This is a genomic window from Acinetobacter pittii ATCC 19004 = CIP 70.29, assembly GCF_000369045.1.
Taxonomy (GTDB): Bacteria; Pseudomonadota; Gammaproteobacteria; order Pseudomonadales; family Moraxellaceae; genus Acinetobacter; species Acinetobacter pittii.
The window spans coordinates 1-21934 of the sequence record NZ_KB849796.1 but is presented as its reverse complement, the minus strand read 5'-3'; the positions used below and the strand labels follow the sequence as shown (position 1 = coordinate 21934).

At 37.8% G+C, this 21934-nt stretch carries 22 protein-coding genes, 1 tRNA gene and 1 pseudogene; 14 read left to right on the top strand and 10 right to left on the bottom strand.

Annotation, left to right across the window (positions count from 1 at the left end; all coding sequences use genetic code 11):
- Positions 1 to 9 precede the first annotated feature (9 nt).
- From F928_RS16520 to F928_RS16515, 3 genes are all read left to right on the top strand, one after another.
- Positions 10 to 1218, top strand: coding sequence for an IS256-like element ISAba26 family transposase (locus F928_RS16520; RefSeq protein WP_000343018.1), 1209 nt, complete (start codon positions 10 to 12; stop codon positions 1216 to 1218).
- Positions 1219 to 1589: 371 nt separating this feature from the next.
- A complete protein-coding gene (locus F928_RS22170; protein WP_227504977.1) occupies positions 1590 to 1709 on the top strand; it encodes a hypothetical protein in 120 nt (39 codons plus the stop codon).
- 88 nt (positions 1710 to 1797) lie between these two features.
- Positions 1798 to 1874: transfer RNA gene (locus tag F928_RS16515), tRNA-Arg, on the top strand.
- A gap of 115 nt (positions 1875 to 1989) precedes the next feature.
- Here F928_RS16515 and F928_RS16510 read toward each other — a convergent pair.
- Positions 1990 to 2682: a nitroreductase family protein gene (locus F928_RS16510; RefSeq protein WP_005078306.1), complete on the bottom strand. Its 693-nt coding sequence runs from the start codon at positions 2680 to 2682 to the stop codon at positions 1990 to 1992.
- 223 nt (positions 2683 to 2905) lie between these two features.
- Here F928_RS16510 and F928_RS16505 point away from each other — a divergent pair, with 223 nt between their 5' ends.
- Together F928_RS16505 and ycgM are read left to right on the top strand one after the other, a co-directional pair.
- Positions 2906 to 3403, top strand: coding sequence for a YcxB family protein (locus F928_RS16505; RefSeq protein WP_005078304.1), 498 nt, complete (start codon positions 2906 to 2908; stop codon positions 3401 to 3403).
- A 39-nt stretch (positions 3404 to 3442) separates the two neighbouring features.
- Entirely contained in the window at positions 3443 to 4084 is a 642-nt protein-coding gene (gene ycgM, locus F928_RS16500; protein WP_005078301.1) for a fumarylacetoacetate hydrolase family protein, read from the top strand.
- Positions 4085 to 4188: 104 nt separating this feature from the next.
- On the opposite strand, the gene F928_RS16495 is transcribed toward ycgM, so the two are convergent.
- A complete protein-coding gene (locus tag F928_RS16495; protein ID WP_002119535.1) occupies positions 4189 to 5436 on the bottom strand; it encodes a YihY family inner membrane protein in 1248 nt (415 codons plus the stop codon).
- A 360-nt stretch (positions 5437 to 5796) separates the two neighbouring features.
- Here F928_RS16495 and wrbA point away from each other — a divergent pair, with 360 nt between their 5' ends.
- Positions 5797 to 6399, top strand: coding sequence for an NAD(P)H:quinone oxidoreductase (gene wrbA, locus F928_RS16490; RefSeq protein ID WP_005078299.1), 603 nt, complete (start codon positions 5797 to 5799; stop codon positions 6397 to 6399).
- A gap of 51 nt (positions 6400 to 6450) precedes the next feature.
- Here the strand turns inward: wrbA and xpt are convergent, their stop codons facing one another.
- The 3 genes from xpt to F928_RS16475 all read right to left on the bottom strand — a co-directional run bounded on the left by xpt (position 6451) and on the right by F928_RS16475 (position 8642).
- Entirely contained in the window at positions 6451 to 7026 is a 576-nt protein-coding gene (gene xpt, locus F928_RS16485; RefSeq protein WP_002119547.1) for a xanthine phosphoribosyltransferase, read from the bottom strand.
- Positions 7027 to 7098: 72 nt separating this feature from the next.
- On the bottom strand, positions 7099 to 7812 hold the full coding sequence (locus F928_RS16480) for a DUF3108 domain-containing protein (RefSeq protein WP_002119525.1): 714 nt from the start codon (positions 7810 to 7812) through the stop codon (positions 7099 to 7101).
- Between the two features lie 158 nt (positions 7813 to 7970).
- Positions 7971 to 8642 carry a hypothetical protein gene (locus F928_RS16475; protein WP_002119526.1) on the bottom strand — a complete coding sequence of 224 codons (672 nt, stop codon included), beginning with the start codon at positions 8640 to 8642 and terminating at the stop codon, positions 7971 to 7973.
- Positions 8643 to 8874: 232 nt separating this feature from the next.
- Here F928_RS16475 and F928_RS16470 point away from each other — a divergent pair, with 232 nt between their 5' ends.
- The gene (locus F928_RS16470) at positions 8875 to 9759 is read left to right on the top strand and encodes an energy transducer TonB (protein WP_002119545.1); all 885 of its coding nucleotides are present in this window, start codon (positions 8875 to 8877) and stop codon (positions 9757 to 9759) included.
- Between the two features lie 52 nt (positions 9760 to 9811).
- Here the strand turns inward: F928_RS16470 and ybeY are convergent, their stop codons facing one another.
- The 3 genes from ybeY to miaB are packed head-to-tail and all read right to left on the bottom strand — an operon-like array spanning position 9812 to position 12875.
- Complete coding sequence (ybeY, locus tag F928_RS16465) at positions 9812 to 10288, bottom strand: rRNA maturation RNase YbeY (RefSeq protein ID WP_005078295.1); 477 nt, start codon at positions 10286 to 10288, stop codon at positions 9812 to 9814.
- A 9-nt stretch (positions 10289 to 10297) separates the two neighbouring features.
- Positions 10298 to 11386 carry a PhoH family protein gene (phoL, locus tag F928_RS16460; protein WP_002119513.1) on the bottom strand — a complete coding sequence of 363 codons (1089 nt, stop codon included), beginning with the start codon at positions 11384 to 11386 and terminating at the stop codon, positions 10298 to 10300.
- 37 nt (positions 11387 to 11423) lie between these two features.
- Positions 11424 to 12875 carry a tRNA (N6-isopentenyl adenosine(37)-C2)-methylthiotransferase MiaB gene (miaB, locus tag F928_RS16455; RefSeq protein ID WP_002119558.1) on the bottom strand — a complete coding sequence of 484 codons (1452 nt, stop codon included), beginning with the start codon at positions 12873 to 12875 and terminating at the stop codon, positions 11424 to 11426.
- Between the two features lie 287 nt (positions 12876 to 13162).
- Here miaB and slt point away from each other — a divergent pair, with 287 nt between their 5' ends.
- The 4 genes from slt to F928_RS16435 all read left to right on the top strand — a co-directional run bounded on the left by slt (position 13163) and on the right by F928_RS16435 (position 17442).
- Entirely contained in the window at positions 13163 to 15106 is a 1944-nt protein-coding gene (slt, locus tag F928_RS16450) for a lytic transglycosylase domain-containing protein (protein ID WP_005067327.1), read from the top strand.
- 57 nt (positions 15107 to 15163) lie between these two features.
- Positions 15164 to 15826 (top strand): ribonuclease T2 family protein, encoded by a 663-nt coding sequence (locus F928_RS16445; protein ID WP_005804634.1) that lies wholly within the window; start codon positions 15164 to 15166, stop codon positions 15824 to 15826.
- A 211-nt stretch (positions 15827 to 16037) separates the two neighbouring features.
- Entirely contained in the window at positions 16038 to 17024 is a 987-nt protein-coding gene (gene mdh / locus F928_RS16440; protein WP_002119517.1) for a malate dehydrogenase, read from the top strand.
- Between the two features lie 172 nt (positions 17025 to 17196).
- Positions 17197 to 17442: a DUF2789 family protein gene (locus F928_RS16435; RefSeq protein ID WP_002119522.1), complete on the top strand. Its 246-nt coding sequence runs from the start codon at positions 17197 to 17199 to the stop codon at positions 17440 to 17442.
- Between the two features lie 65 nt (positions 17443 to 17507).
- Here F928_RS16435 and F928_RS16430 read toward each other — a convergent pair whose 3' ends face one another.
- Both F928_RS16430 and F928_RS16425 read right to left on the bottom strand, forming a co-directional pair.
- Positions 17508 to 18035, bottom strand: a complete 528-nt coding sequence (locus tag F928_RS16430; protein WP_002119538.1) for a hypothetical protein — start codon at positions 18033 to 18035, stop codon at positions 17508 to 17510.
- 67 nt (positions 18036 to 18102) lie between these two features.
- Positions 18103 to 18708: a 2OG-Fe(II) oxygenase gene (locus tag F928_RS16425; protein WP_002119561.1), complete on the bottom strand. Its 606-nt coding sequence runs from the start codon at positions 18706 to 18708 to the stop codon at positions 18103 to 18105.
- Between the two features lie 117 nt (positions 18709 to 18825).
- Between F928_RS16425 and F928_RS16420 the strand changes: the two genes are divergently transcribed.
- The 3 genes and pseudogenes from F928_RS16420 to F928_RS16410 all read left to right on the top strand — a co-directional run bounded on the left by F928_RS16420 (position 18826) and on the right by F928_RS16410 (position 21662).
- Positions 18826 to 19683 (top strand): 23S rRNA (adenine(2030)-N(6))-methyltransferase RlmJ, encoded by an 858-nt coding sequence (locus F928_RS16420; protein ID WP_002119552.1) that lies wholly within the window; start codon positions 18826 to 18828, stop codon positions 19681 to 19683.
- A 41-nt stretch (positions 19684 to 19724) separates the two neighbouring features.
- Positions 19725 to 20558 (top strand): CDP-diacylglycerol--serine O-phosphatidyltransferase, encoded by an 834-nt coding sequence (gene pssA / locus F928_RS16415; protein WP_002119541.1) that lies wholly within the window; start codon positions 19725 to 19727, stop codon positions 20556 to 20558.
- A 17-nt stretch (positions 20559 to 20575) separates the two neighbouring features.
- Positions 20576 to 21662: pseudogene (locus tag F928_RS16410) on the top strand (DUF6670 family protein).
- Positions 21663 to 21934 lie beyond the last annotated feature (272 nt).

The following is a 21934-nucleotide window of genomic DNA, read 5'->3' as shown; positions in this document are numbered from 1 at the left end:
GTACTTCACATGGATGAAGCAACAATCAAAAGTATGGCTGCCGAATTGGCTAAAGGTCTAAAAACACCAGAAGACTTAAACCAAATGACAGCAGTCTTTAAAAAATTCATGATTGAAACTGCACTCAATACTGAACTTTCAGACCATCTCGGTTATGAAAAGCATCAGCCCAAGAAAGGCTCAAATAGCCGTAATGGGTTTAGTTCTAAAACCATTACAACTCAAGATGGACAACTGGCTTTAGATATTCCCCGTGATCGAGAAGGTTCATTTGAGCCACAAATTATCAAAAAGCACCAAACACGCATCACCAGTATGGATGACCAAATCCTCTCACTGTATGCAAAAGGAATGACTAATAGGGAAATTGTAGCCTTCTTCAAAGAAATGTACGATGCCGATGTGTCAGCATCTCTCATCAGCAAAGTTACCGATGCTGTGATTGAGCAAGTGACTGAGTGGCAAAATAGAGCCTTAGATAGCCTTTATCCTGTTGTCTATCTTGACTGTATTGTTGTCAAAGTCCGTCAGCACTCCAATGTGATTAACAAGTCCGTATACCTTGCTTTAGGCATCAATATGGATGGGCAAAAAGAATTACTGGGTATGTGGATTGCTCAGACAGAAGGTGCCAAATTCTGGCTGTCAGTCATGACAGAGCTAAAAAATCGAGGAGTACAGGACATTCTTGTTGCCTGTGTAGATGGATTAAAAGGCTTCCCTGACGCGATAGCCTCTGTTTACCCTCATACTGATATTCAACTGTGTATCGTGCATGTTGTACGCAATAGCCTGAGATTTGTAAGCTGGAAAGACTACAAAGCTGTTACGTCGGGTCTGAAAGCGATTTATCAGGCAAGTACAGAGGAAAATGCTTTAAAATCCCTAGACATCTTCTGTGATCAATGGAATCACCAGTATCCCAAAATTGGAGAATCCTGGCGGGCCAATTGGGAAAATATCCGAACGATCTTTAGCTATCCAGCCGAAATACGTCATGCAATTTATACAACAAATGCGATTGAGTCGTTGAATAGCGTAATACGCCATTCAACGAAGAAAAGGAAAATCTTTTCATCTGATGACTCAGTAAAGAAGGTCATTTACTTAGCAACATCAAATGCTGCGAAGAAATGGACGATGCCAATTCAAAATTGGCGTTTAGCAATGAATTGGTTTACGATTCAGTTCGATGATCGATTAAAAGATCATTTATAAAAAATGGAACTTACACAAAATAATTTACAGGCTCGTAAGTATTATTTATTGCGCTTTATAATTAATGAGATGTGTATCTCAATAATTGCGATTTAGTATTGGTTAGATCTCAAAAGCTGTCAATGTGTATTTTTAGTCACATTTTTTGTTATTAAATAATATTTAAAGAAATAATAATTTATTTAATTTAGACATAAAAATAATAATAATTTTTATATTATATAATTTTAACTAATTATTTTTTTAATCATATTTTCACTTATTTGAGGCATTATCTTAGTCAAATTTCAAACAGTCTTATAATGGTTAGGTTCAACCAGAAATATATTATTTATATAATGTTGACTAAAACAGTAGCCTTTATCTTCTAGATAGATGGCAAAAAGCTTCAAAAATTCTATAAAACTTATTTGAAAAAAAATATTTCAGATACATCTTTGGTGAGCAAAGTTTCAATAACTTTAGCTACAAAGCTATGTAAACTTGAGTGATGGCTAAGAACTAGACGTTTGATGACAGAAAGATGAAAAAAGGCTTCCTAAGCCTTAAAAAATGCGTATAATGCGCAACATCAAGTACGCGCTCATAGCTCAGCTGGATAGAGCACTTGGCTACGAACTAAGGGGTCGGGAGTTCGAATCTCTCTGAGCGCACCACTTGAAGAATTAACCGCTATTTATAGCGGTTTTTTTGTGCCTGTTTTTTATTATTTTAATTTAAAAGCTAGTGCTCATGGCAACCAGCTCTTAAATGATTTGAAGTTGAAAAAAATTAGCCAAATGTTTTAAAACGGCTTTCGTCTTCAATAAAAGCTTTTTCACCTGCTTCGCCTTCAATTGAACCAAATACTAATTGGGCTCTTAGTTTCCATTGCGCAGGAATATCAAAAGCAGCATTAATTTTCTCATCGATAATTGGATTGTAATGTTGTAAAGAAGCACCAATACCTTGTTCAGCTAATACATTCCACACTGCAAATTGTGCAATTGCTGTTGAGTGTTCAGACCAGACTGGGAAATTATCAGCATACAATTCAAATTGCTCTTGTAAACCTTTAATCACATCTTGGTCTTCAAAAAATAAAACTGTACCAGCACCCGCTTCAAAACTTTGAATTTTTTTTTCAGTTCCCGCTAGTGCTTCGGCAGGAACAATCGTTTTTAATACATCTAAAACAATATTCCAGAAATTTTGATGAGACTCATTAAATAAAATTACAACGCGAGATGACTGAGAGTTAAATGCTGAGGGGCTATGTTTGACCGCTTCTTGAATTAACCCTTCAATCTCCGAAGGAGTATGTTGTAAGTTTTTCCCGATCGAATAAATAGAACGACGTTTTTTAATTAATTCTAAAAAGCTTGGCTGATTAAAAAGAGAGGACTCTTGAGTGGCTTGAGTAACCACATCTTTTGAGACTGTTGCTTTTTGATTTAAGCCAAATAATTTTGCAAAGAAAGACATGAGACATTCCACTAAGAAGGTAATGCTCTTATTGTAGAAATTTTAAAAACTGAAATAAGCTCAAAAAATATGAATCTACGTTCTATATATGCAACGTAGTTGATCTTCGAATCTCATAATAAGCTCTACTTTTAAACAAAATAAAAAATAGCCTTTGATTCATTTTAAAGCTGAAATGAATATGCTCTAATAGTTTCGATTTATTGAGTATTGATGCAGTGCAATGACTGAGCAAAAAACAGCTTTATCTTTACGTTACTATTTGAATTTAGAAGAGTCACAAGATGGATTTTCATTAGTGACATTTGGGAAAAAGCAATTTACCCGTTTTCTTACACCTGCAATTAGTATCGCAATTATTATTTGGGGATTTTATTTAGGTCTCTCTGGTGTTGGACGATATTATGTCGGGTTAGGCGTGTTTTTTCTGGTGATGCAAGGTCTGATGCGTTACTGGCTTTTACCTATGTTATTTAAGCGTCAATTTGTTCGTTACCAGTTTGGAAAGAGTCAGCAGGGAATCGACTTATATCAAGATTACTTTGAGCTTTATGCCAATGGTCGTAAGCAGGTGATGCAATATACGGATGTGCAAACTTTTGCTAAAGGTAAATTGACCTATATGCTTGAGCTAAAGAATAAAACTGTAATTATTGTACCAAAGCGTGCATTTGCACAGGTTTCAGATCAAACCATATTTGAAAATACATTTAAGAAATAAATTATTGGAATTATTAGCCGCAACAACAAAGGAAGCCTCATGAATACACGTCCTTCAAAAATCGTTTGCGTGGGCAGAAGTTACGCCGATCATGTCAAAGAATTAAATAATGCTATGCCTGACAGCCCTATATTATTTATTAAACCACCGAGTAGCTTGATTGGTTTAAATGACGGTATTTCTTGGAATCCAGCGTGGGGCAGTTGCCATTTTGAGTGTGAGTTGGTGTTACGTATTGATCAACCTTTGAAAGGTGAAACTGACCCTGAAAAAGCTTTAAAAGCGATTGGGGCAGTAACTTTAGGTCTTGATTTAACAATGCGTGACTTACAGAATGATCTGAAAAGTAAAGGCCACCCATGGGAGCGCGCTAAAGCTTTTGATGGTGCTTGTGTTTTGGCAGATTGGGTTGATACAAAAGAAATTACAAATTGGCAAGAGACCAAATTCACTTTCCATATTAATGATGAATTGCGTCAAGATGGTAATACTGCACTGTTAATGTTTACTATTGGTGAACTTTTAACTGATATTAATCAGGTTTTTTCATTAGAGCCAGGTGATGTGATTATGACAGGTTCACCTGCTGGGGTTGGACCATTACATGCAGGTGATCAGTTGAAAATGACATTAAAAGGTGCAACGCAAGATTTTGCATGGGAAACTTTTGTAAAAGCATAACCCACTCCTAAAATTGCCAATTTTTAACCCTATTATTTTTTTAATAATAGGGTTTTTTTATTGGGTAGGAAAGAGTGTCTATACTATTGAAGAGTTCTACTTTCTTATTTCTCTTCAAAAATTGTTGAGAGCGGAATAGAAAGTTTTGCTGCTAAATAATCATTAGATTCGACCAAGGCGGGTCCTATTTTTTCCATCCATTCATCGTCATCGTGTACATTTAGAACATCTTCACGTAATGGCAGAGGGTATGGAAGAGCAGTGAAAAAGCTCCAGAAGTCAACTTGGGATAAATTGCGCGCGAGAACATATTCATCTTTATCGGTACGTTTAACCAAATTTTGCTCTTCAAGCAAAAGTACATAAGCTGGCCAACGGCCAATCTCTCCACGACCTAAAATTTCTAAAGCTTCTTTGTCACTTACACTTTCACCGAGTTTCTGTTTTTTATAAAACAGCTCGAGAATATCTAATAGCATTAAAACAGGATGACGTTTCTGCTCTTTACCCGAGTGAAAAGCAGTTAGAGCAAAACTTACTTCTACACCAAGTAAAATAATGTTCCATGACAGGAAGATCCATAGAAGGAAAATTGGAACTGCTGCAAATGCACCATAAATAATTTCATAACTAGTGAAATTTGACATCACAAAGCTAAAGAAATTTTTGAGTATTTCGAACAGTACCGCACTTAAACAAGCCGCTATTCCTGCTGCATAAACTGGGACTGTACGATTGGGAATGGTCCAATATAAAATGAAGAAACCCAAAATAGTGAGTACAAAAGAAATTAGCCAGAGTAGAAATGCGCCATCAAGTTGATAACCTGTGAAGTTATTGCTTAATAAGTTCATCGATGCAACTGTTGATGAAATAACAAATGCACTGCCTAAAATAATCGGACCTAAAGAGATGATTGTCCAATAGCGCATAAAGCCCATAATGCCACTACGAGTTTCTTTTACACGCCAAATACGGTTAAAGACGGTTTCAATTGAGGTCAGCATTAAGACAGTAGTAACGAATAAAAACAGCACACCAATAACGGTTAAGTTGCTAGATTTTTCTGTAAAAGCATTTAGCGCTTTATCAAATGCAATCGTACTTTTCGGTAAAAAATTACTATAAATTAAATGTTGCAGCTGTTGTCTTGCGGGTTCTAACGCTTTGATTGAAGAAATAATTACTAAAAAAACCGTTAACATCGGCACAACTGCGAATAGCGTTGTATAGGTGAGAGAGCCAGCTTGTTCACGGCACCGATCAGCTTCAAAACGCTTAAATACATATAAAACGAACTGAAACCAGGTTTTATTATAAAAAGGAAGTTTACTTAAAAAACGTTGTAACATGCGTCGTCTATCCCGATTTTTTTAATCATCATGTTGGGCGATTGATAGCTTATGAAAGTATGAGCTTAAGTACTCAAATCGTAGATTAAAGCAAAATAATAACTTATAGAATTAAAGTCGTTCTGTAAGTTTACTATGTGCTATAGAAAGAATTGTAGCCATAAACTTTTTTCAACAAAGTAGGCTTTCTGTTGTCTAAGCAAGGGTTTACCAAAAGTAGATAAACTTTTTACTCGATGAGTCCGAGAAATTTGCTCGCATTATCTTTTGTACTACCTCATCAATCACCTCTAGAATTTCATAAAATTGGTTGCGCCAAAAAAATAAAAAATCCCGTATAGTGTCTTTTTAACAAAATTTATGAAACCGATGCAACCTTACATTCTTGTACTCTATTACAGCAAATATGGTTCTACTAAAGAAATGGCTCATTTAATTGCCAACGGTGTTGAGTCTGCGGGTATGTCAGTGAAAATTCGGACAGTACCAAATATTGCTCCAGCTGTCACAATAGCCGAGCCAAGTATTCCGGAAGAAGGTGATATCTATTGTACGTTAGATGATCTAGCGAATTGTTCAGGTTTAGCGTTAGGTTCTCCAACCCGTTTTGGCAATATGGCAAGTGAAATGAAATATTTTTGGGATCAAACAACCAGTCTTTGGCTCAATGGGGCATTACATAATAAACCCGCTTGTGTTTTCACTTCTTCTGGTTCAATGCATGGTGGGCAAGAAAGTACTTTACTCACTATGCTACCGCCGTTATTTCATCATGGCATGATGATTTTGGGATTACCTAATGCAATTCCAGCGTTATCTAATACTAAAACAGGGGGAACACCTTATGGCGCAAGCCATGTAAGTGGACCGCGTCATGACCAAAACTTAAGTCAGGATGAAAAGATTTTGTGTGAAGCTCAAGGCAAACGTTTAGGAGAGGTTGCCAAAAAGCTTTTAGTTTAGTTTTGAGCAAATAAAAAAGAGCGGATATCCGCTCTTTTTTAGGTGTACATCTTATTCTTTTACAAAAGTAACTTTGCCATCTGTAAGAGAGTGTACACGTGCTAATGATTCAACGCGGTAGCCTTTTTCAAGCAATAAATCACGACCTGGTTGGAATGATTTCTCAATCACAATACCCACACCTACAACTTCTGCATTTGCTTGGTGAATTAAATCAATCAGGCCTAATGCTGCTTGACCATTTGCCAAGAAGTCATCAATAACTAATGCTTTATCAGTTGAATGAAGATGTTTATTTGAAATCGCAATCGTGCTTTCAGTTTGTTTAGTAAAACTAAATACTTTAGAGCGATATAAGTCATCTTTTAAGGTCAATGACTGATATTTGCGAGCAAAAATTACAGGTACACCAAGTTCTAAACCTGCCATGATTGCAGGTGCAATACCTGATGCTTCAATGGTAATAATCTTGGTAATCCCTGCATCTTTAAAGCGAGCGGCAAATTCTTTACCAATCTGCTGCATTAATACAGGATCAATTTGGTGGTTTAAGAAAGCGTCGACTTTCAAGACTTGATCAGATAGAACGATACCTTCTGTTAAGATTTTCTGTTCTAGTGCGTGCACGGGAGAATCCTCTAGACGGATGCTTTTTAAAGCAAATGCGTATTTTAAAAAGCATCCAAAAAAATGCAAGCTTTAATTCGTCTTACCTGTATAACTTGTTAATAACAATCCATAAGAAGTTTTACCATCAATATGACTTACTTTAACTGGTAAATAATCTAATTTCGGCGCTAACCAAAAGATTGTACTGCGTTCAGGTTTGTTGTGTTGTAAAACCACTTTAATGGTATCGAATGTTCCATAAGAGGTTTTAATTTTCTCATTACCTTGTTTTACAAATCGACGGTTTTCCACTTCTTTTGCATCTGCAAGTGGATAAGAGGACTTCAGTGAACCATTTTTTAAGTCTTCACGCAGTTGTAACTCTGCGTTTAACTCATCAAGAACGCCTGCCTGCCAAGCAAATGAACGAGCTTTATCATCTTTCTTGGTAGAGATAGTTTTGCTATTTGGATTAAAGTTAATACTCATGGTGTTGTTATGAATCAAAATTTTGCTGGTACGGCTAAAACTTTGAGACCCAATTTTACCATTGGTGAAACTAAATTTACTTGTTTCACTTGCGGACGCAATTCCGCCTGCTTTTGCAGTGAATTTATAAGTCCAGTTATTACCTTGCTGGCTTAAGGCACGTGTAGCCGACCCCATGCCTTTATTATTGTAAGTAAACTGATAATTCGCCTGAAATGGGCTCATGGCAAGTGCATGGCTTGAGAAGCCTGCAAAAAGCAAAGTTGTTGAAATACCTGTTGCGATGCCAAACGATTTCAGAAATTTTGTTGCCATAAGTAAATATCCTTGTACAGACTAAAAAGTCAGTGCTGATGCATCTGTAACTTAAACATATTATGCCTGTTGATCATGGAGAAAAAATCAGGATTTATGCTAAATGTGTAATCTATTTGTGTTTTTTGGCAGTTAATTCATCTTCATTTATAAACCGTTTATTCATCTTTTTGCTGAATTGGCGTTATTTCAGAATCCGCGAATTCTTCTTCAAAATCGTCGTCCTGATCACGAGAAAGTAAGGCTGCTAAATTCACATTTCCAAATACAACTAACTCAGCTTCACGAACTCGTGCGTAATTTATATGTACTTTGCCTAATGTCTCGATGATGCTGGCTTTTTTGCCAAACCAACGGTTGAGATCAAGAAAAATGAGTTCATCGCGTTCTTCTGCTACATTAAAACGTTCAAGAATCATCCCCAAAGGGTCTTTTTTCAAAATTTTATGGTAATAAAAAACTGCGGCTTTTACAGCGATCTTTTGCCAAAAGTTTTTATATTTCGCTTCAATAATTTGTGTATTACTAATTTGTTCAAAAACTAAAAGTTGTTGTTCTTTATTAAATTCCATCTGGATCAGTTTTAAATCAACCGATAGTGTGGTTTCTAAACCTTTCACATGCATGGTTGCATATAACCTTAACCAGTCATGATAAAGATCTGCATGTAGGTCATCTAAAAACTCAACATTATTGGTCACATAACGTTGCAAAGTGGCATTCAGAAAGGTTTGCGATAATGTAAAATCTCTTTCTTCCTCAATGAATGCTTCTGCTTTTTTATAGACTTTTTGAAGGCGTCTGACTAATGAGGAAAATAGCGTTTGCATAAAAGAACTTCCAGAAGATAATTTACTAAAGAGCCCACACAATCTTTATTATGATAAAAAACGGGTTTTGATATTGCAGTGTAACAAATTTACTTGATACATTTTGACAAAATGAAAATGGATAAAACCCTATATTTGAAGTGAATCACACTTTTATCCATATTTGAATATTAGTTTGTATTTTATTCGGTATTAAACCGTGGGGAAAAGGCATTTATATGCTTTTAAGATTATGTTGAACAAAAGAAGTTTATCCATAGAGCCTTTTCATCATTGGTGGCAAGACCGAGTCTTTATTGCTGCAACAATATTGGCAATCTTACTGCATATTTTTGTATTGCTCATTCACTTTGCTATGCCTAGCCCATCAGAGCAATCTACTAAAGAAATTGCAATTTCAATTCGGCCAAGCAATGAGCCAGTTCATCAGGCAGATTTTTTAGCGCAAGCAGATCAGCAAGGTGCGGGAGCATTTCGTGAAGCTCATCGGACTTCTAGTGATACTCCAAATCCGATGCTCAATGATGCTTCAACTGGAGATACTGAGTTAGAAAGTTTGCAAAAGATTCAGCAACAAAGAGAGCTTAAATTTGAAGAAAAAGTTTTAATGACGGTTTTGAGTTGGCAGAAACAAGCGGATGCAAGCCAAAGAAAAAAAGAACTAGAACAACTACAAAGTCAATTTCAAGCAAAAGCTGCCATGGTTGCAAGCCTTGAAGCACAATATTTGCAACGCCAACAAGATTTCAGCCGTCAGCAAAAAATCAAAACAGTAGATGGTATTCAAGCAAAGAAAGATGCTTCAGCTATTTATTTAGATAAATTTCGTGAAAAAGTAGAGCTTTACGGTAATCGCTATTACCCTGAAGAAGCCAAACAGCAACAGTTAAAAGGTGAAGTTCGCCTTATGGTAATTTTGAATGCTCAAGGGGGAATTCGTGCAATTCGCTTGCTTGAAAGCTCAGGGCATTCAATACTAGATGAAGCAGCGAAGTCTTCAGTACGCCGCGGCGCACCATTTGGGCATTTTGATGCCAATATGAAAGATATTTCGGAGTTGCGTATAGTACGTACTTGGCGTTTTGACCCAGCTGAAGCTGAATTTGAGGTTCACTAATTAAAAAAATGTGGATAACTTTTAGGATATCCACATTTTACTAATGATCACATTATTCCTGATAAGGGTTAGCAATATTGAGTTTTGCTAAAATTTCAATTTCTAAGCCTTCCATCTCTTCTGCATCTTCATCACTAGTTTCATGGTCATAGCCAAGTAAATGTAAAACACCATGTACTAACAGATGTGCAAAATGATTTTGTGCAGTTTTCTTTTGTTCCAAAGCCTCTTGTAATACCACTGGAATGCAAATAACTAAATCACCTAATGGTAAGGCATCTAGCATTGGTAGAACTTCTTCTGGAATATCACTTGGGAAAGATAAAACATTAGTTGGTTTATCTTTTTCTCGGTATTGTAAATTGAGTTGCTGGCTTTCATCCAGATCAACGCAAGCAACTCCAATTTCACAATCTTCTTTATAACCAACGTGGCGTAAAGTGGTCTCAATAATTTTTTTGAGTTGAGCTCGTTTGAACTCTAACTCAGGTGATTGAAAGTCTTGTTGTAAACTTAAACTGATTTTCAAAATGAATCCTTAAGCATCCTGATGTTGCAAGTCTGCTGCTGTATCGTTTTCAGCAACTAATGCTTCTTGACGTGCTTTACGTTCAGCACGTGCTTCAGCATTAAGACGCTGTTGTTCACCATCCCAACCTTCATACGCTTCAACAATTTTTTGAACAAGTTGATGACGTACAACGTCACGGGAATGGAAACGGGTAATATGAATTTCTTTAATGTTCTCGAGTACACGTAGTGCATGTGCCAAACCAGATTGTTGGCCTCGAGGTAAATCTACTTGGGTAATATCACCTGTAATCACTGCACGAGAACCAAAACCTAAACGGGTCAAGAACATTTTCATTTGTTCAGGCGTTGTGTTTTGAGCTTCATCCAAAATTACAAATGAATGGTTAAGTGTGCGACCACGCATATATGCAAGAGGTGCAACTTCAATCACTTGACGCTCGATTAACTTGGCAACTTTTTCAAAGCCAAGCATTTCGTAAAGAGCATCGTAAAGAGGGCGTAGGTATGGGTCGATTTTCTGAGTTAAATCACCCGGTAAGAAACCTAGCTTTTCTCCAGCTTCTACAGCAGGACGTACAAGTAAAATCCGTTGGATTTCATTACGTTCGAGCATATCTACTGCGGCGGCAACTGCTAAATAGGTTTTACCTGTACCCGCAGGGCCAACACCAAAAGAAATATCGCTTTGCAAAATACGCTGTACGTAGCGTTTTTGATTGGCGCCACGTGGGTTAATACGACCTTTTCTAGTCTGGAAATAGACATCCATTGGTGCATCATGTTCATCCATTTCTTCTCCAACTAACTCGAAATTACGTTCAGTTTGAGAAGATTGAATTAACAGATGCAACAGATCTGCACTGATTTGCTGGGATACCTCAGACTCTTCGTAGAGTCGTTGCAATAATGCTTCGGCTCTCCCAACAGCATCTATCTCACCATCGATATGAAAAACATCTCCACGATGAGTAATTTTGACATCTAAACGCTGTTCAATTTGCTTAAGGTGCCCATTATAGGCACCCAAGATGCTCTTTAAACGTTCCATTGAAATTTCAGGAAATGTTACGGTACGTCGAATCGCTGCAGTCAAGAGAAAACCTTTCAGTAGACTTTAGAATACCTCTACATTACGCCACGTCAGGCTCAAGATTCAAGAGTTCACCGTAAACTAAATTTAAAGTTTTAATTTCAGTAATCTCAATCTCTGCAAAACGACCTACCCAAGAAGCATCACCTACAAAAGTGACTAGACGTGTATTATCGGCTGTACCTAGTAAAATATTAGGGTCTTGGTCCGAAACTTTTTCAATAAGAACACGTTCAATTTTGCCAAGCATTGCATCAGTTTTTTCAATGCTAGACTGTTTAATCACTTTCTGAACTTGAGCTAAACGCTCTTTCTTAACGTGCTCAGGCGTAGTATCAGGCAAGTCTGATGCAGGTGTACCCGGACGTTTTGAATAAACAAAGCTATATGAGTGATCAAAATCTAAGTCTTTGATAAATTGAAGTGTTTCGGCGAAGTTTTCATCAGTTTCACCAGGGAAACCAATAATAAAGTCACTCGATAAGTGCATATCTGGACGAATTTTTCTTAACTTGGCAATCTTGTCGATATAAACATCAATCGTATGATTTCGCTTCATTGCCTGTAAAACATCGTTAGATCCACTTTGAACAGGCAAGTGTAAATGTGACACCATTTGAGGTAAATCTTCATAACACTGAATTAGCTCGTCAGAGAACTCAAGTGGGTGCGATGTTGTATAACGTAAACGGCCGATACCCGGAATTTCTGCAACGAGTCGTAACAATTCAGGGAAGGTACAGATGCCACCTTCAAAGGTTTCTCCGCGATATCCATTTACATTCTGGCCCAGAAGTGAAATTTCACGGACACCTTTTTCCGCAAGACCTGCAATTTCTGCAAGTACATCATCTAATGGACGAGAAACTTCTTCACCTCGTGTGTAAGGAACTACACAGAAAGAACAGTATTTAGAGCAGCCTTCCATAATAGAAACGAATGCTTTAAAGCCTTCTACACGTGGTTCGGGTAAAAAGTCGAATTTTTCAATATCTGGGAAAGAAATATCAACCAGTTTGATTTTATCTTTTTTAGGTTTTTCAACTTGAGCATTATGTTGATCAAGCATCTGCGGTAAACGGTGTAATGTTTGTGGACCAAAAATCATGTCTACATAAGGCGCACGTTTTTGAATATTGTCACCTTCTTGAGACGCAACACATCCACCCACACCAATCACAAGATCAGGGTTTTTGTCTTTGAGTTTACGCCAGCGGCCTAATTCACTAAATACTTTTTCCTGCGCTTTTTCACGAATAGAACACGTATTCATGAGCAGAATGTCTGCTTCATTAGGGTTGGTCGTTAAAACGTAGCCATGAGAATCCCCTAAAAGGTCTGCCATACGGTGACTGTCATACTCATTCATCTGACACCCTTGAGTTTCAATATAAAGTTTTTTTATTGAAACATCAGTGGTGTGCGTTGGCTGGGTAACAGTGTTTTCTGAGGCAGCTTTGGCACCATTGGGAATGAAGGTTTGAACCGTCATGCAGGCTCCTAACAGATCGATCTAAAAAAGAATAAATTGGCCCAAAATGGGTCAAACCATCTATTATACCAGTATTTGAGCTGAACCGATAACAGTAAACTTTCAGAACATGACACAGTTTTTGCGAAGTAAATTAGGTGAATTTTAATGATGTTGAATCATAGAGTTACATAACACAACAAAAGAAAGCACGAAGAATAATTAAACTATGCGTTGAAGGTGAATAGTCAGGGTTTAGCACATATATGAGACCAAGTAGAAAGAGCTCATCAATCCATAGTCGTGTAATGAAAAATAAATATATGCATCGTAGCTGGTTAGGAGCTATGTGTTTACTTGGTTGTTCATTTACCTATGCTGCCGAAGAGCAGTTTAATGATGCACTAAATGCTGCAAATAGTGGTAATACCGCGTTATTAGACCAATATCAGCTTGCTATGCAAAATGATGTGTTGGGATACTATCCAGAATATTGGAAACTTAATACAAACCTTGGCTTTCAACCTACTGCCTCTATCGTAAGCTTTGCTCAACGCTATCCACAATCAGCAATGGCTGAAAAATTAGCAGCCGATTATGTTGAAGAAAAAGTTAAACAAGCTGACTTTGCATCTGCACAACCCGTCTTATCTTATGTCACCAACCCTGACCAAGCCGAAAATTGTGCTTTGGCACAGGTGCGGGCGAGAAGTGGTGATGCATTAGTTTTTGCTGAATATAAAGATGTTTGGTTAGCAACTGAGTCACAACCAGAATCCTGCTTAGGTTTAGGGCGCATGATGTTATCCAGCCCTTTAATGAGCGCACAAGATAAACAACAGCGTCTATGGGTACAATTGCGTGCAGGTTTGTCGGGACAGGCGCTCGCGACAGCACAGACTCTGGGTTTGAATCTTTCTTTGGCCCAGCTTAACCAAATTCAGGCCAACCCGCTTAATTATTTATGGAGTGCACCTAAGACAAATGATGCAGATTATGCGTATTTGATTTTTGCGTTAGGGCGTTTAGCTAATAATGACTTAAGTAATGCTTTTTCAAATGTGCAGCGTGTTGCCCAAGGTACGCCACAAAATGTACAAAAATATTTATATCGTACGGTAGCCTATATTGGTGGCACCACGGTAATGAAAAATAATTTTAATCGTGAAGTTCTTCAATACTTTGATGCAAGTTATGGTTATCCATTAAGTCCGGAAGAAGCTGAAATTTATGCGCGTCAGGCGATTCGTTTTGGGGCTTGGGAAAGTTTAATTCGCGCTATTGATAGTATGACGGTAACCCAAAAACAAGAAGACCGTTGGCAATATTGGCTTGCTCGTGCGTCAGAGCAGCGTGGTGATAGTGCTTCTAAAGCAACAGCACAACAAATTTATAGAAAACTGGCTCAGGCTGGTGATGACTATCATAACCTTTTAGCAAAAGATCGCTTAGGTGAACGTTATAACCATCAACCTTATGATGATCAGCCAACGGCAAGTGATTTAAGACGTTTAGATCAGAATATTCACTTTAATCGTGCTTTTACTTTAAGACGTATTAATGCAAATCCAACTTACACGAATCGAGAGTGGAATTGGGCAGTTCGTCAAGCGTATCTTCAGCACGATGATGGTTTACTTTTAGCTGCGGCAAAGCGTGCTCATGACATGGGCTGGTATGATCGTGCAATTTATGCAGCAGATCGTACAACAAATAAGCATAATGATACTTATCGCTATGTGACTCCTCATAAGACTAATGTCGTAAGCCATAGTTACAATGCAGGAATTGACCCCGCATGGGCTTATGGTTTAATGCGTCAAGAAAGTCGGTTTGTTACTTCTGCGCGTTCTCACGTTGGGGCGGGCGGTCTTATGCAAATTATGCCTGATACAGCGAAGTTGATTGCACGTCAAATGGGTGAAACTTATAATCCGGCTGCATTAAATGAAATGAATACCAATATTCGATATGGAACATTTTATTTGTCGATGATTCAGGGACAATTAAGCAATAACCCTGTTTTGGCGACAGCAGGTTATAATGCGGGGCCTAATCGGGCTAGACGTTGGCAGCCGGACTATCAATCAATTTCGGCTGACCAATATACTGAGACAATTCCATTGTTAGAAACCAGAGACTATGTCAAGCACGTTATGACGAATGCAACACATTACGGCGTAATATTGGGTCAAGGGGCCCAGTCGTTATCGCAGCGTATGAAAGTCATTCCAATGCGTACGTCGCCTTAACTTTAAGGTGGTTGATGATGGATCTTCTTTTAATTGGCATATTCAAGTTTTAATTAAATGAAATATAGATATTTGGAACTTCGTTCAATTTTGCAACTTGCATGGTGGCTCATCTGTGCGGGAGTAGGGTTGATGAGTTCCGTTTTACATGCCGAACCTGTTAATTTACAGGGGTATGTTATGCATGTGCAAATGACACCTGCCGCATGTGCATTAGATCCCTCTAAACAAAAACAACGTAAATGTCTTGAAGGATATTCACTGACAATTACAGGCCTCATGCCAGAAACAAACCAAAGTAATTGCTCAACAGACAGTTCTGCAACCTTGTCTCCATTGCAAGCCAAAGTCGTAGCTCGGGTTATGCCTGATAATAATGCTCGTGTACAGCTATGGAAAAGTGTAGGCGGATGCGTTCCTATGAATGCAAGCCAATATTTCCGTACGGTTATTAATTTTGCTGAACGTTTAAAAATTCCGGCTAGTCTCACAAGTTCAACAAATGTTGAAATGCAGCAATCCGCGTTAAGACAGCAGTTTGTACGCCTTAATCCGAGCTTACCTCAAAATGGTATCCGTTTTAGTTGTCAATTATCACGTTCGGATGTGGTCTTAACGGAAGTGAAAGTTTGTTACACGGTAAAGGGCCAATATAAACAGTGTGCAAATCATGTGGTATCGAATTGCCCTGGTGAAATCATGATTAAAGGTAGTTATTAAAGATTACGAACATTTCGTAAAGAAATGCTCACCATACATCGAATCTATTTGTAAAGATTAATTTGTATTTTCTATCAGACTTTTGGTGAAAACGAGTGGCTTTTACATGCATCTGCCAAATCTTTAGAGTACAATCTTTGCCGTTTATGATGATTTGGTTAGATGGAATTCCTATTTAGCCCGATTAAGGACACTCATTGGAGACAATTACATGAAGCAACCCGTTCGTGTTGCCGTGACTGGCGCTGCAGGTCAAATTGGTTACAGCTTATTATTCCGTATCGCAAGCGGTGAAATGTTAGGTAAAGATCAACCTGTTATTTTACAATTGCTTGAAGTTCCAGTTGAAAAAGCACAACAAGCGCTTAAAGGCGTAATGATGGAACTTGATGACTGTGCTTTCCCTTTATTGGCTGGCATGATCGGGACTGATGATCCGAAAGTTGCATTCAAAGATGCTGACTACGCATTATTGGTAGGTTCTCGTCCACGTGGTCCTGGTATGGAACGTGCTGACTTGTTAAAAGTTAACGGTGAAATTTTCATCGGCCAAGGTCAAGCATTAAACGAAGTTGCTAGCCGTAACGTTAAAGTATTAGTTGTAGGTAACCCTGCAAACACTAACGCTTACATCGCAATGAAATCTGCTCCAGATCTTCCAGCGAAAAACTTCACAGCTATGTTGCGTCTTGACCACAACCGTGCGTTGACTCAAGTTGCTCAAAAAGCTGGTGTTGCAGTTGCTGACATCGAAAACTTAACAGTTTGGGGCAACCACTCTCCAACAATGTATGCTGACTACCGTTTTGCAACTGCAAATGGCGAAAGCTTAAAAGACAAAATCAACGATCCAGCTTGGAACAAAGACGTATTCCTTCCAACTGTTGGTAAACGTGGTGCTGCGATCATCGAAGCGCGTGGTTTGTCTTCTGCTGCTTCTGCTGCTAACGCTGCAATTGACCATATGCGTGACTGGGCGCTTGGTACAAACGGCAAATGGGTAACTATGGGTATTCCATCTGATGGTTCTTATGGTATTCCTGAAGGCGTTATGTTCGGTTTCCCTGTTACAACTGAAAACGGTGAATACAAAATCGTTCAAGGTTTAGAAATCGATGAATTCAGCCGTGAGCGTATCAACTTCACTCTAAACGAGCTTGAAGAAGAACGTGCAGCAATTGCTGACATGGTAAAATAATTCATCAGCTTGATGAGTTAAAAAAAGCACTCTTTAGAGTGCTTTTTTATTGAATCCTGAAAAAGCAAACACAAAAAGCAACAAGAAAATATAGACACTATCATGCAAGTAAAAACGTTTTATTGTTAGATTAGTTAATAGATGATTTAAAAGAAGTTATAGGAGAACAACAATGTTTGAACAGCAACCAACTTTAGAGCTTTTATTTGATCAGTTGGGTTTAGATTCTGATGAAGCAAGTATTGAAAACTTTATCAAAACACATCAATTGCCAGCCGAGCAAAAATTACATGAAGCGTCTTTTTGGTCAAAAGGCCAAAGCGATTTTTTGAAAAGTCATTGGGAAAAAGATGATGAGTGGATTGTGGTTATTGATGAGCTTAATGAACAACTGCATGAAGACAGTGTGAAAAAATAATTTCAAAAAAAAATAAAGCCTGTTTTACAAGTAATATGTAAAACAGGCTTTATTACATTAAGAGTTTAATGTGTCTTTACTTTTAATTTATCTTTATACCATGGCTCATGACGTACAAGGTCAAATACAGGTTGGCCATGAAGCAATTCAAGATCACATGTAGACGTTGATAAATATTTAGTTAACCAATGTCTTGTTAATGCTGACTCTTGTCGTGCTGCTGACGCATATGCCAAGAAGAAATAGATATCAGCATGTTCATGATGTGCTAATGGCTTCAAAATTTGTTGAGTAATCAGCGCAAAACGTTTTTCTTTATTGAGTTCAAAATAAAGCATATAGGCTTTGGCTAAGTGTAGAGACAAATTAAGGTATAAGCTCAATGGCATTTCTTCATATTCCATACGAGCTTGTTCAAGCAAGACAATAGCTTCTTGTAGAAAATGAAGTTGTTCTTGGCGAACACGACTTAATACTACAAGTTGCATGCGTAACTCAGCACGCTCTAAAGCAAGCTCAGGCGTATTTTCAGTCAAATAAAGTTGGTCTGTTTCACCAATTCGGTTCACAATTGTTTTACTTTCAATAGACATACGCCATCACCTTTTTTAATCAATAGCTCTTATATCGGGTTCATTTACCAAATTTAAAGAGTAACCTTTAGACCCAAATGGAATTTCCACTACGAAGCCAAGCTGTAATAGAGAGTCTTTGTTGTTTTGAAATTAATACTTCATGTAATAAATCACTTTGAAATATTACCAGTCGATTGGGTTCAGGATTAACAATATGCCATTTCTCGTTTTTATCTTGTAGTCGCAATTGCCCACCCCAATCCTCTTGCCATTCTGGATGTAGATAATAGACAGTTGAGATAATACGATCATTTTTTTGTTGAGGATTGTCTCGGTGTAAAGCATAAAATTCACCCAAATTATAACGGGCAAAATGAGCTTCAACCTCTTTAATCCCTAAATAGAATGCTTGATTTAGACTTTGTGAAAATAAAGTTAAGGTTTCAATATGTTGCTGAGCAATAGGGAGCCGGTCATTAATCCAGAGAATATGGTCGCTACGAATATTGCTTACAACGCCGTTTTGAATGCCTGCTTCTCTAAATTCATCCATATGATGGCTACATTCTTGAGAAACCTGTGCGCGATATTGATCTGGATATGCTTGATTTATAATGGCAAAGCCATGCGCATTTAAATCATCTAAAATTTGATCCAAATTCCATGAATCAGGAAGTGAGTGAGAACGCATATAACCTCGAGTAGATCGTAAAAATATCAAGCAGCTCTATTTTAGATGATCACAACCTTACGAAAGAATATTTTTTTCATGTTAAACTATTTGTTGAATTGAGGAATTAAAGTCAACATGAATTACCGTCACCATTTCCATGCGGGCAACTTTGCAGATGTTATGAAGCATGTGCTTTTGCTACAGCTGCTCAACCGTTTAAATGCTAAAGATAAACCTTATCGTTATATCGATACGCATGGAGGGGCCGGCAAATATGATTTATCTCTGGCACCTGCACAAAAGTCTGGAGAATTTCTCACAGGCATTCATCGTCTAGTTCAACTATCTGAAATGGAAAAGCGTCAGGCACCTGAAGCAATCCAACAATATTTGAAGTTAGTCGAACAATTGCGTTCTGAAGAAGGTAAGGGGAGTTATCCAGGTTCTCCTTGGTTTGCTTTGCAAGGCATGCGTGAAATTGATAAGGCAACAATTTTTGAAATGCAGCGCGATGTATTTCAGCAATTACGTCATAACATTCGTGATAAACGTGCAGGTTTACATGAGCGTGATGCATATGAAGGCTTGCTCGGCGTAATTCCGCCAAAAGAAAAGCGCGGTCTTGTTATGATCGACCCTCCTTACGAATTAGAACGTAAAGACTTTCCGCAATTAGTTGAACTTTTACAACAAGCTTATAAAAAATGGCCAACAGGCGTTTTTGCAGTTTGGTATCCAATCAAAGACCGAGCGATGATTGAACGTTTTGAGAAGAAAATGTTTAAAACGGGTATTCGCCGTCAGTTAGTTTGTGAAATTTGTGTGTGGCCAGATGACACACCTGTGGGTCTAAATGGTTGTGGTCTATTAGTGATTAACCCACCTTGGCAGTTCTCTGAACAAGCAGACCAAGCACTACAGTGGTTATTCCCGCATCTTCGCATGCAAGAAACTGGTGGTCATGCTGCTGTTCGCTGGTTGGTAGGTGAGTAACAGTTAACTTAAATCAATGCACATGTTTGGAATAGAAAATAATGACAAATGCGCCTAAACCAGAGCAAGATTTAACTCATAATGAACATTCATTTGATGGGATTACATTTGAAGTGGTTGAAGAAGAAGATAATCCGGAAGGACAAAAAGTGAAGCGCCGAGGTATTTATCTTTGGCCTAACTTAATTACAACCGCTGCTCTGTTGTCCGGTTTCTATTCCATCATTGCAAGTATGAATGGGGATTTTAACCAAGCGATCTATGCCATTTTTATTGCAGCGCTATTAGATGGCTTAGATGGTCGAGTTGCTCGAGCAATTGGCGCACAAAGTGCTTTTGGCGAACAATATGATTCTCTCTCAGACTTGTTAGCTTTTGGTGTGGCTCCAGCAATGCTGATGTATAGCTGGAGTTTGCATGATTTAGGCCGTATTGGTTTAGCTTGTTGTTTTGTTTATACAGCCTGCGCAGCCTTCCGACTAGCGCGTTTTAATGTGCAAATAGGCGTTGTTGATAAGCGTTATTTTATCGGCATTGCAAGTCCACTCGCTGCTATTATCATTATTTCACTCGTCTGGGTTGCTCGCGATTATCCTTTCATTTTTGATTTACGTGATATTGCGATTCAAACTATTAATGCTGTTCTTATGGTAATTGTGGGATTACTCATGATTTCCAATATTAAATATTATTCTTTCAAGCAGATGGATCGTAAACGCGTTCCTTTTGTAGTTATGTTGCCAGTAGTACTGATTTTTGCGGCAATCACTTATAATATTCCAATGGGCATTTTGACAGTTTCAATTATCTATGCTCTATCTGGTTTTGTTACGACTTTATTTGCACGCAAGAGTAATGAAACACTAAAAACATAAAATAGAAGAGGTTCAGTATGCCTAAGTTGATAAGTGAAATTAATCAATTACAGCAGCTGGGCCCTAATGTTAAAGAGGGGGTTGTTTATCAACCTTCTCGTGGCTTTTTTAAAATTGTTTATCAAGGCTTGATCCTTCCTAATTTACCAACCCCACTTCGTTATTTTAATTATATTAGTTTAGTGGGACAGCCACGTATTCCTCTGTGTTATAACGCCCATAGCATTACAACTTCAGCTATCGACACTGCAACAGTGCTTGTAAGTAATAGCCAACATAGTGTGGGACATTTAAAAACATATTCTATTCGACGCCAATGCCAGTTTGATTCGGCGCTATATCAATTTGATAAAACCGACCTGATTCAATGGCAAATTCCCGTGATTCGCCTTCAACGATTAGACCCAGAAATGGGGTGTGATCTTACGATTCAGATTCCAGAAAATATATCTAATGCCTCTGCTTTGCAGTGGGGTGTTTCTGACTATTGGTCAACACTATGTGTATGTGAAGGGGAAATTTTTTATAAAGGACAGAAATATCAAATTGAAGGGTTGGGGCGATTTAAACACGCGCGAGCTTTGCACTTGCCGTTCTTATCTTTATGTTTCTATACGTGCCAAATTATTAACTTAAATGAAACGACGCAGCTTACATTCTTACAAATAAGAAATCAGTGGAATATCATCCTATGTTCAAGATTAGATATTCAAGAATTTGGAAAGCCTGTTGAAAGTTTTACAGAAGACGTAAATTTACATATCCACCGAGTTTATCCAAAGGTTAAAACACCAAATGGTAAAGAGATGTACTTGCCTAGGGAGTTTTCTTGGCAATGTGAGAAAAATGGAAAAATAATTTTTGAACTTTATGCACAAAGTCGTGGTGATTATAAGTTTGGGTTGGCGGCCGGATATGTGGGAAGCTTTCAATATCAATTAAGTTGGAATGAACAGTGTCTGCAAGGAGAGGGGGGATACTGTGAATATATTGATTGTCGCCCACTTAGATGGCAAGAAAAGAATCAAGACGAGAAAATTTTAGATAAATTGATGCTTTTACAACCATGTTTATATAAAAAATGACTATTTTTATCGTTTTTGATTAAAAAGCGAACTGTTGTTGCACTAATATTAAAAAAGGTATTGCAAAGGGTTATTAATGGTCTATAATGCACATCCATCGGCGGTGATGCAGATAGAAACTTGTTGAAAAACAGTTACTTGTGATTAAGTTGATTGCTTTAAGTGATGAATTTGATGTTAAGTTGGTTTGAGAGTGAGTTTTAAAAATATCGAAATTACCTGTTGACTTTTAAGAGATTAAGAGTAATATAGCCGACCTAGCTTGCTGGTGACGAACCAGGAAGAAGATCA

Coding starts and splice junctions, on each gene's coding strand:
- F928_RS16520 (WP_000343018.1), top strand. CDS start 10: ATGGATGAAGCAACAATCAAAAGTATGGCTGCCGAATTGGCTAAAGGT.
- F928_RS16510 (WP_005078306.1), bottom strand. CDS start 2,682: ATGTCTTTCTTTGCAAAATTATTTGGCTTAAATCAAAAAGCAACAGTC.
- F928_RS16505 (WP_005078304.1), top strand. CDS start 2,906: ATGACTGAGCAAAAAACAGCTTTATCTTTACGTTACTATTTGAATTTA.
- ycgM (WP_005078301.1), top strand. CDS start 3,443: ATGAATACACGTCCTTCAAAAATCGTTTGCGTGGGCAGAAGTTACGCC.
- F928_RS16495 (WP_002119535.1), bottom strand. CDS start 5,436: ATGTTACAACGTTTTTTAAGTAAACTTCCTTTTTATAATAAAACCTGG.
- wrbA (WP_005078299.1), top strand. CDS start 5,797: ATGAAACCGATGCAACCTTACATTCTTGTACTCTATTACAGCAAATAT.
- F928_RS16480 (WP_002119525.1), bottom strand. CDS start 7,812: ATGGCAACAAAATTTCTGAAATCGTTTGGCATCGCAACAGGTATTTCA.
- F928_RS16475 (WP_002119526.1), bottom strand. CDS start 8,642: ATGCAAACGCTATTTTCCTCATTAGTCAGACGCCTTCAAAAAGTCTAT.
- F928_RS16470 (WP_002119545.1), top strand. CDS start 8,875: ATGTTGAACAAAAGAAGTTTATCCATAGAGCCTTTTCATCATTGGTGG.
- miaB (WP_002119558.1), bottom strand. CDS start 12,875: ATGACGGTTCAAACCTTCATTCCCAATGGTGCCAAAGCTGCCTCAGAA.
- slt (WP_005067327.1), top strand. CDS start 13,163: ATGAAAAATAAATATATGCATCGTAGCTGGTTAGGAGCTATGTGTTTA.
- F928_RS16445 (WP_005804634.1), top strand. CDS start 15,164: ATGAAATATAGATATTTGGAACTTCGTTCAATTTTGCAACTTGCATGG.
- mdh (WP_002119517.1), top strand. CDS start 16,038: ATGAAGCAACCCGTTCGTGTTGCCGTGACTGGCGCTGCAGGTCAAATT.
- F928_RS16435 (WP_002119522.1), top strand. CDS start 17,197: ATGTTTGAACAGCAACCAACTTTAGAGCTTTTATTTGATCAGTTGGGT.
- F928_RS16430 (WP_002119538.1), bottom strand. CDS start 18,035: ATGTCTATTGAAAGTAAAACAATTGTGAACCGAATTGGTGAAACAGAC.
- F928_RS16425 (WP_002119561.1), bottom strand. CDS start 18,708: ATGCGTTCTCACTCACTTCCTGATTCATGGAATTTGGATCAAATTTTA.
- F928_RS16420 (WP_002119552.1), top strand. CDS start 18,826: ATGAATTACCGTCACCATTTCCATGCGGGCAACTTTGCAGATGTTATG.
- pssA (WP_002119541.1), top strand. CDS start 19,725: ATGACAAATGCGCCTAAACCAGAGCAAGATTTAACTCATAATGAACAT.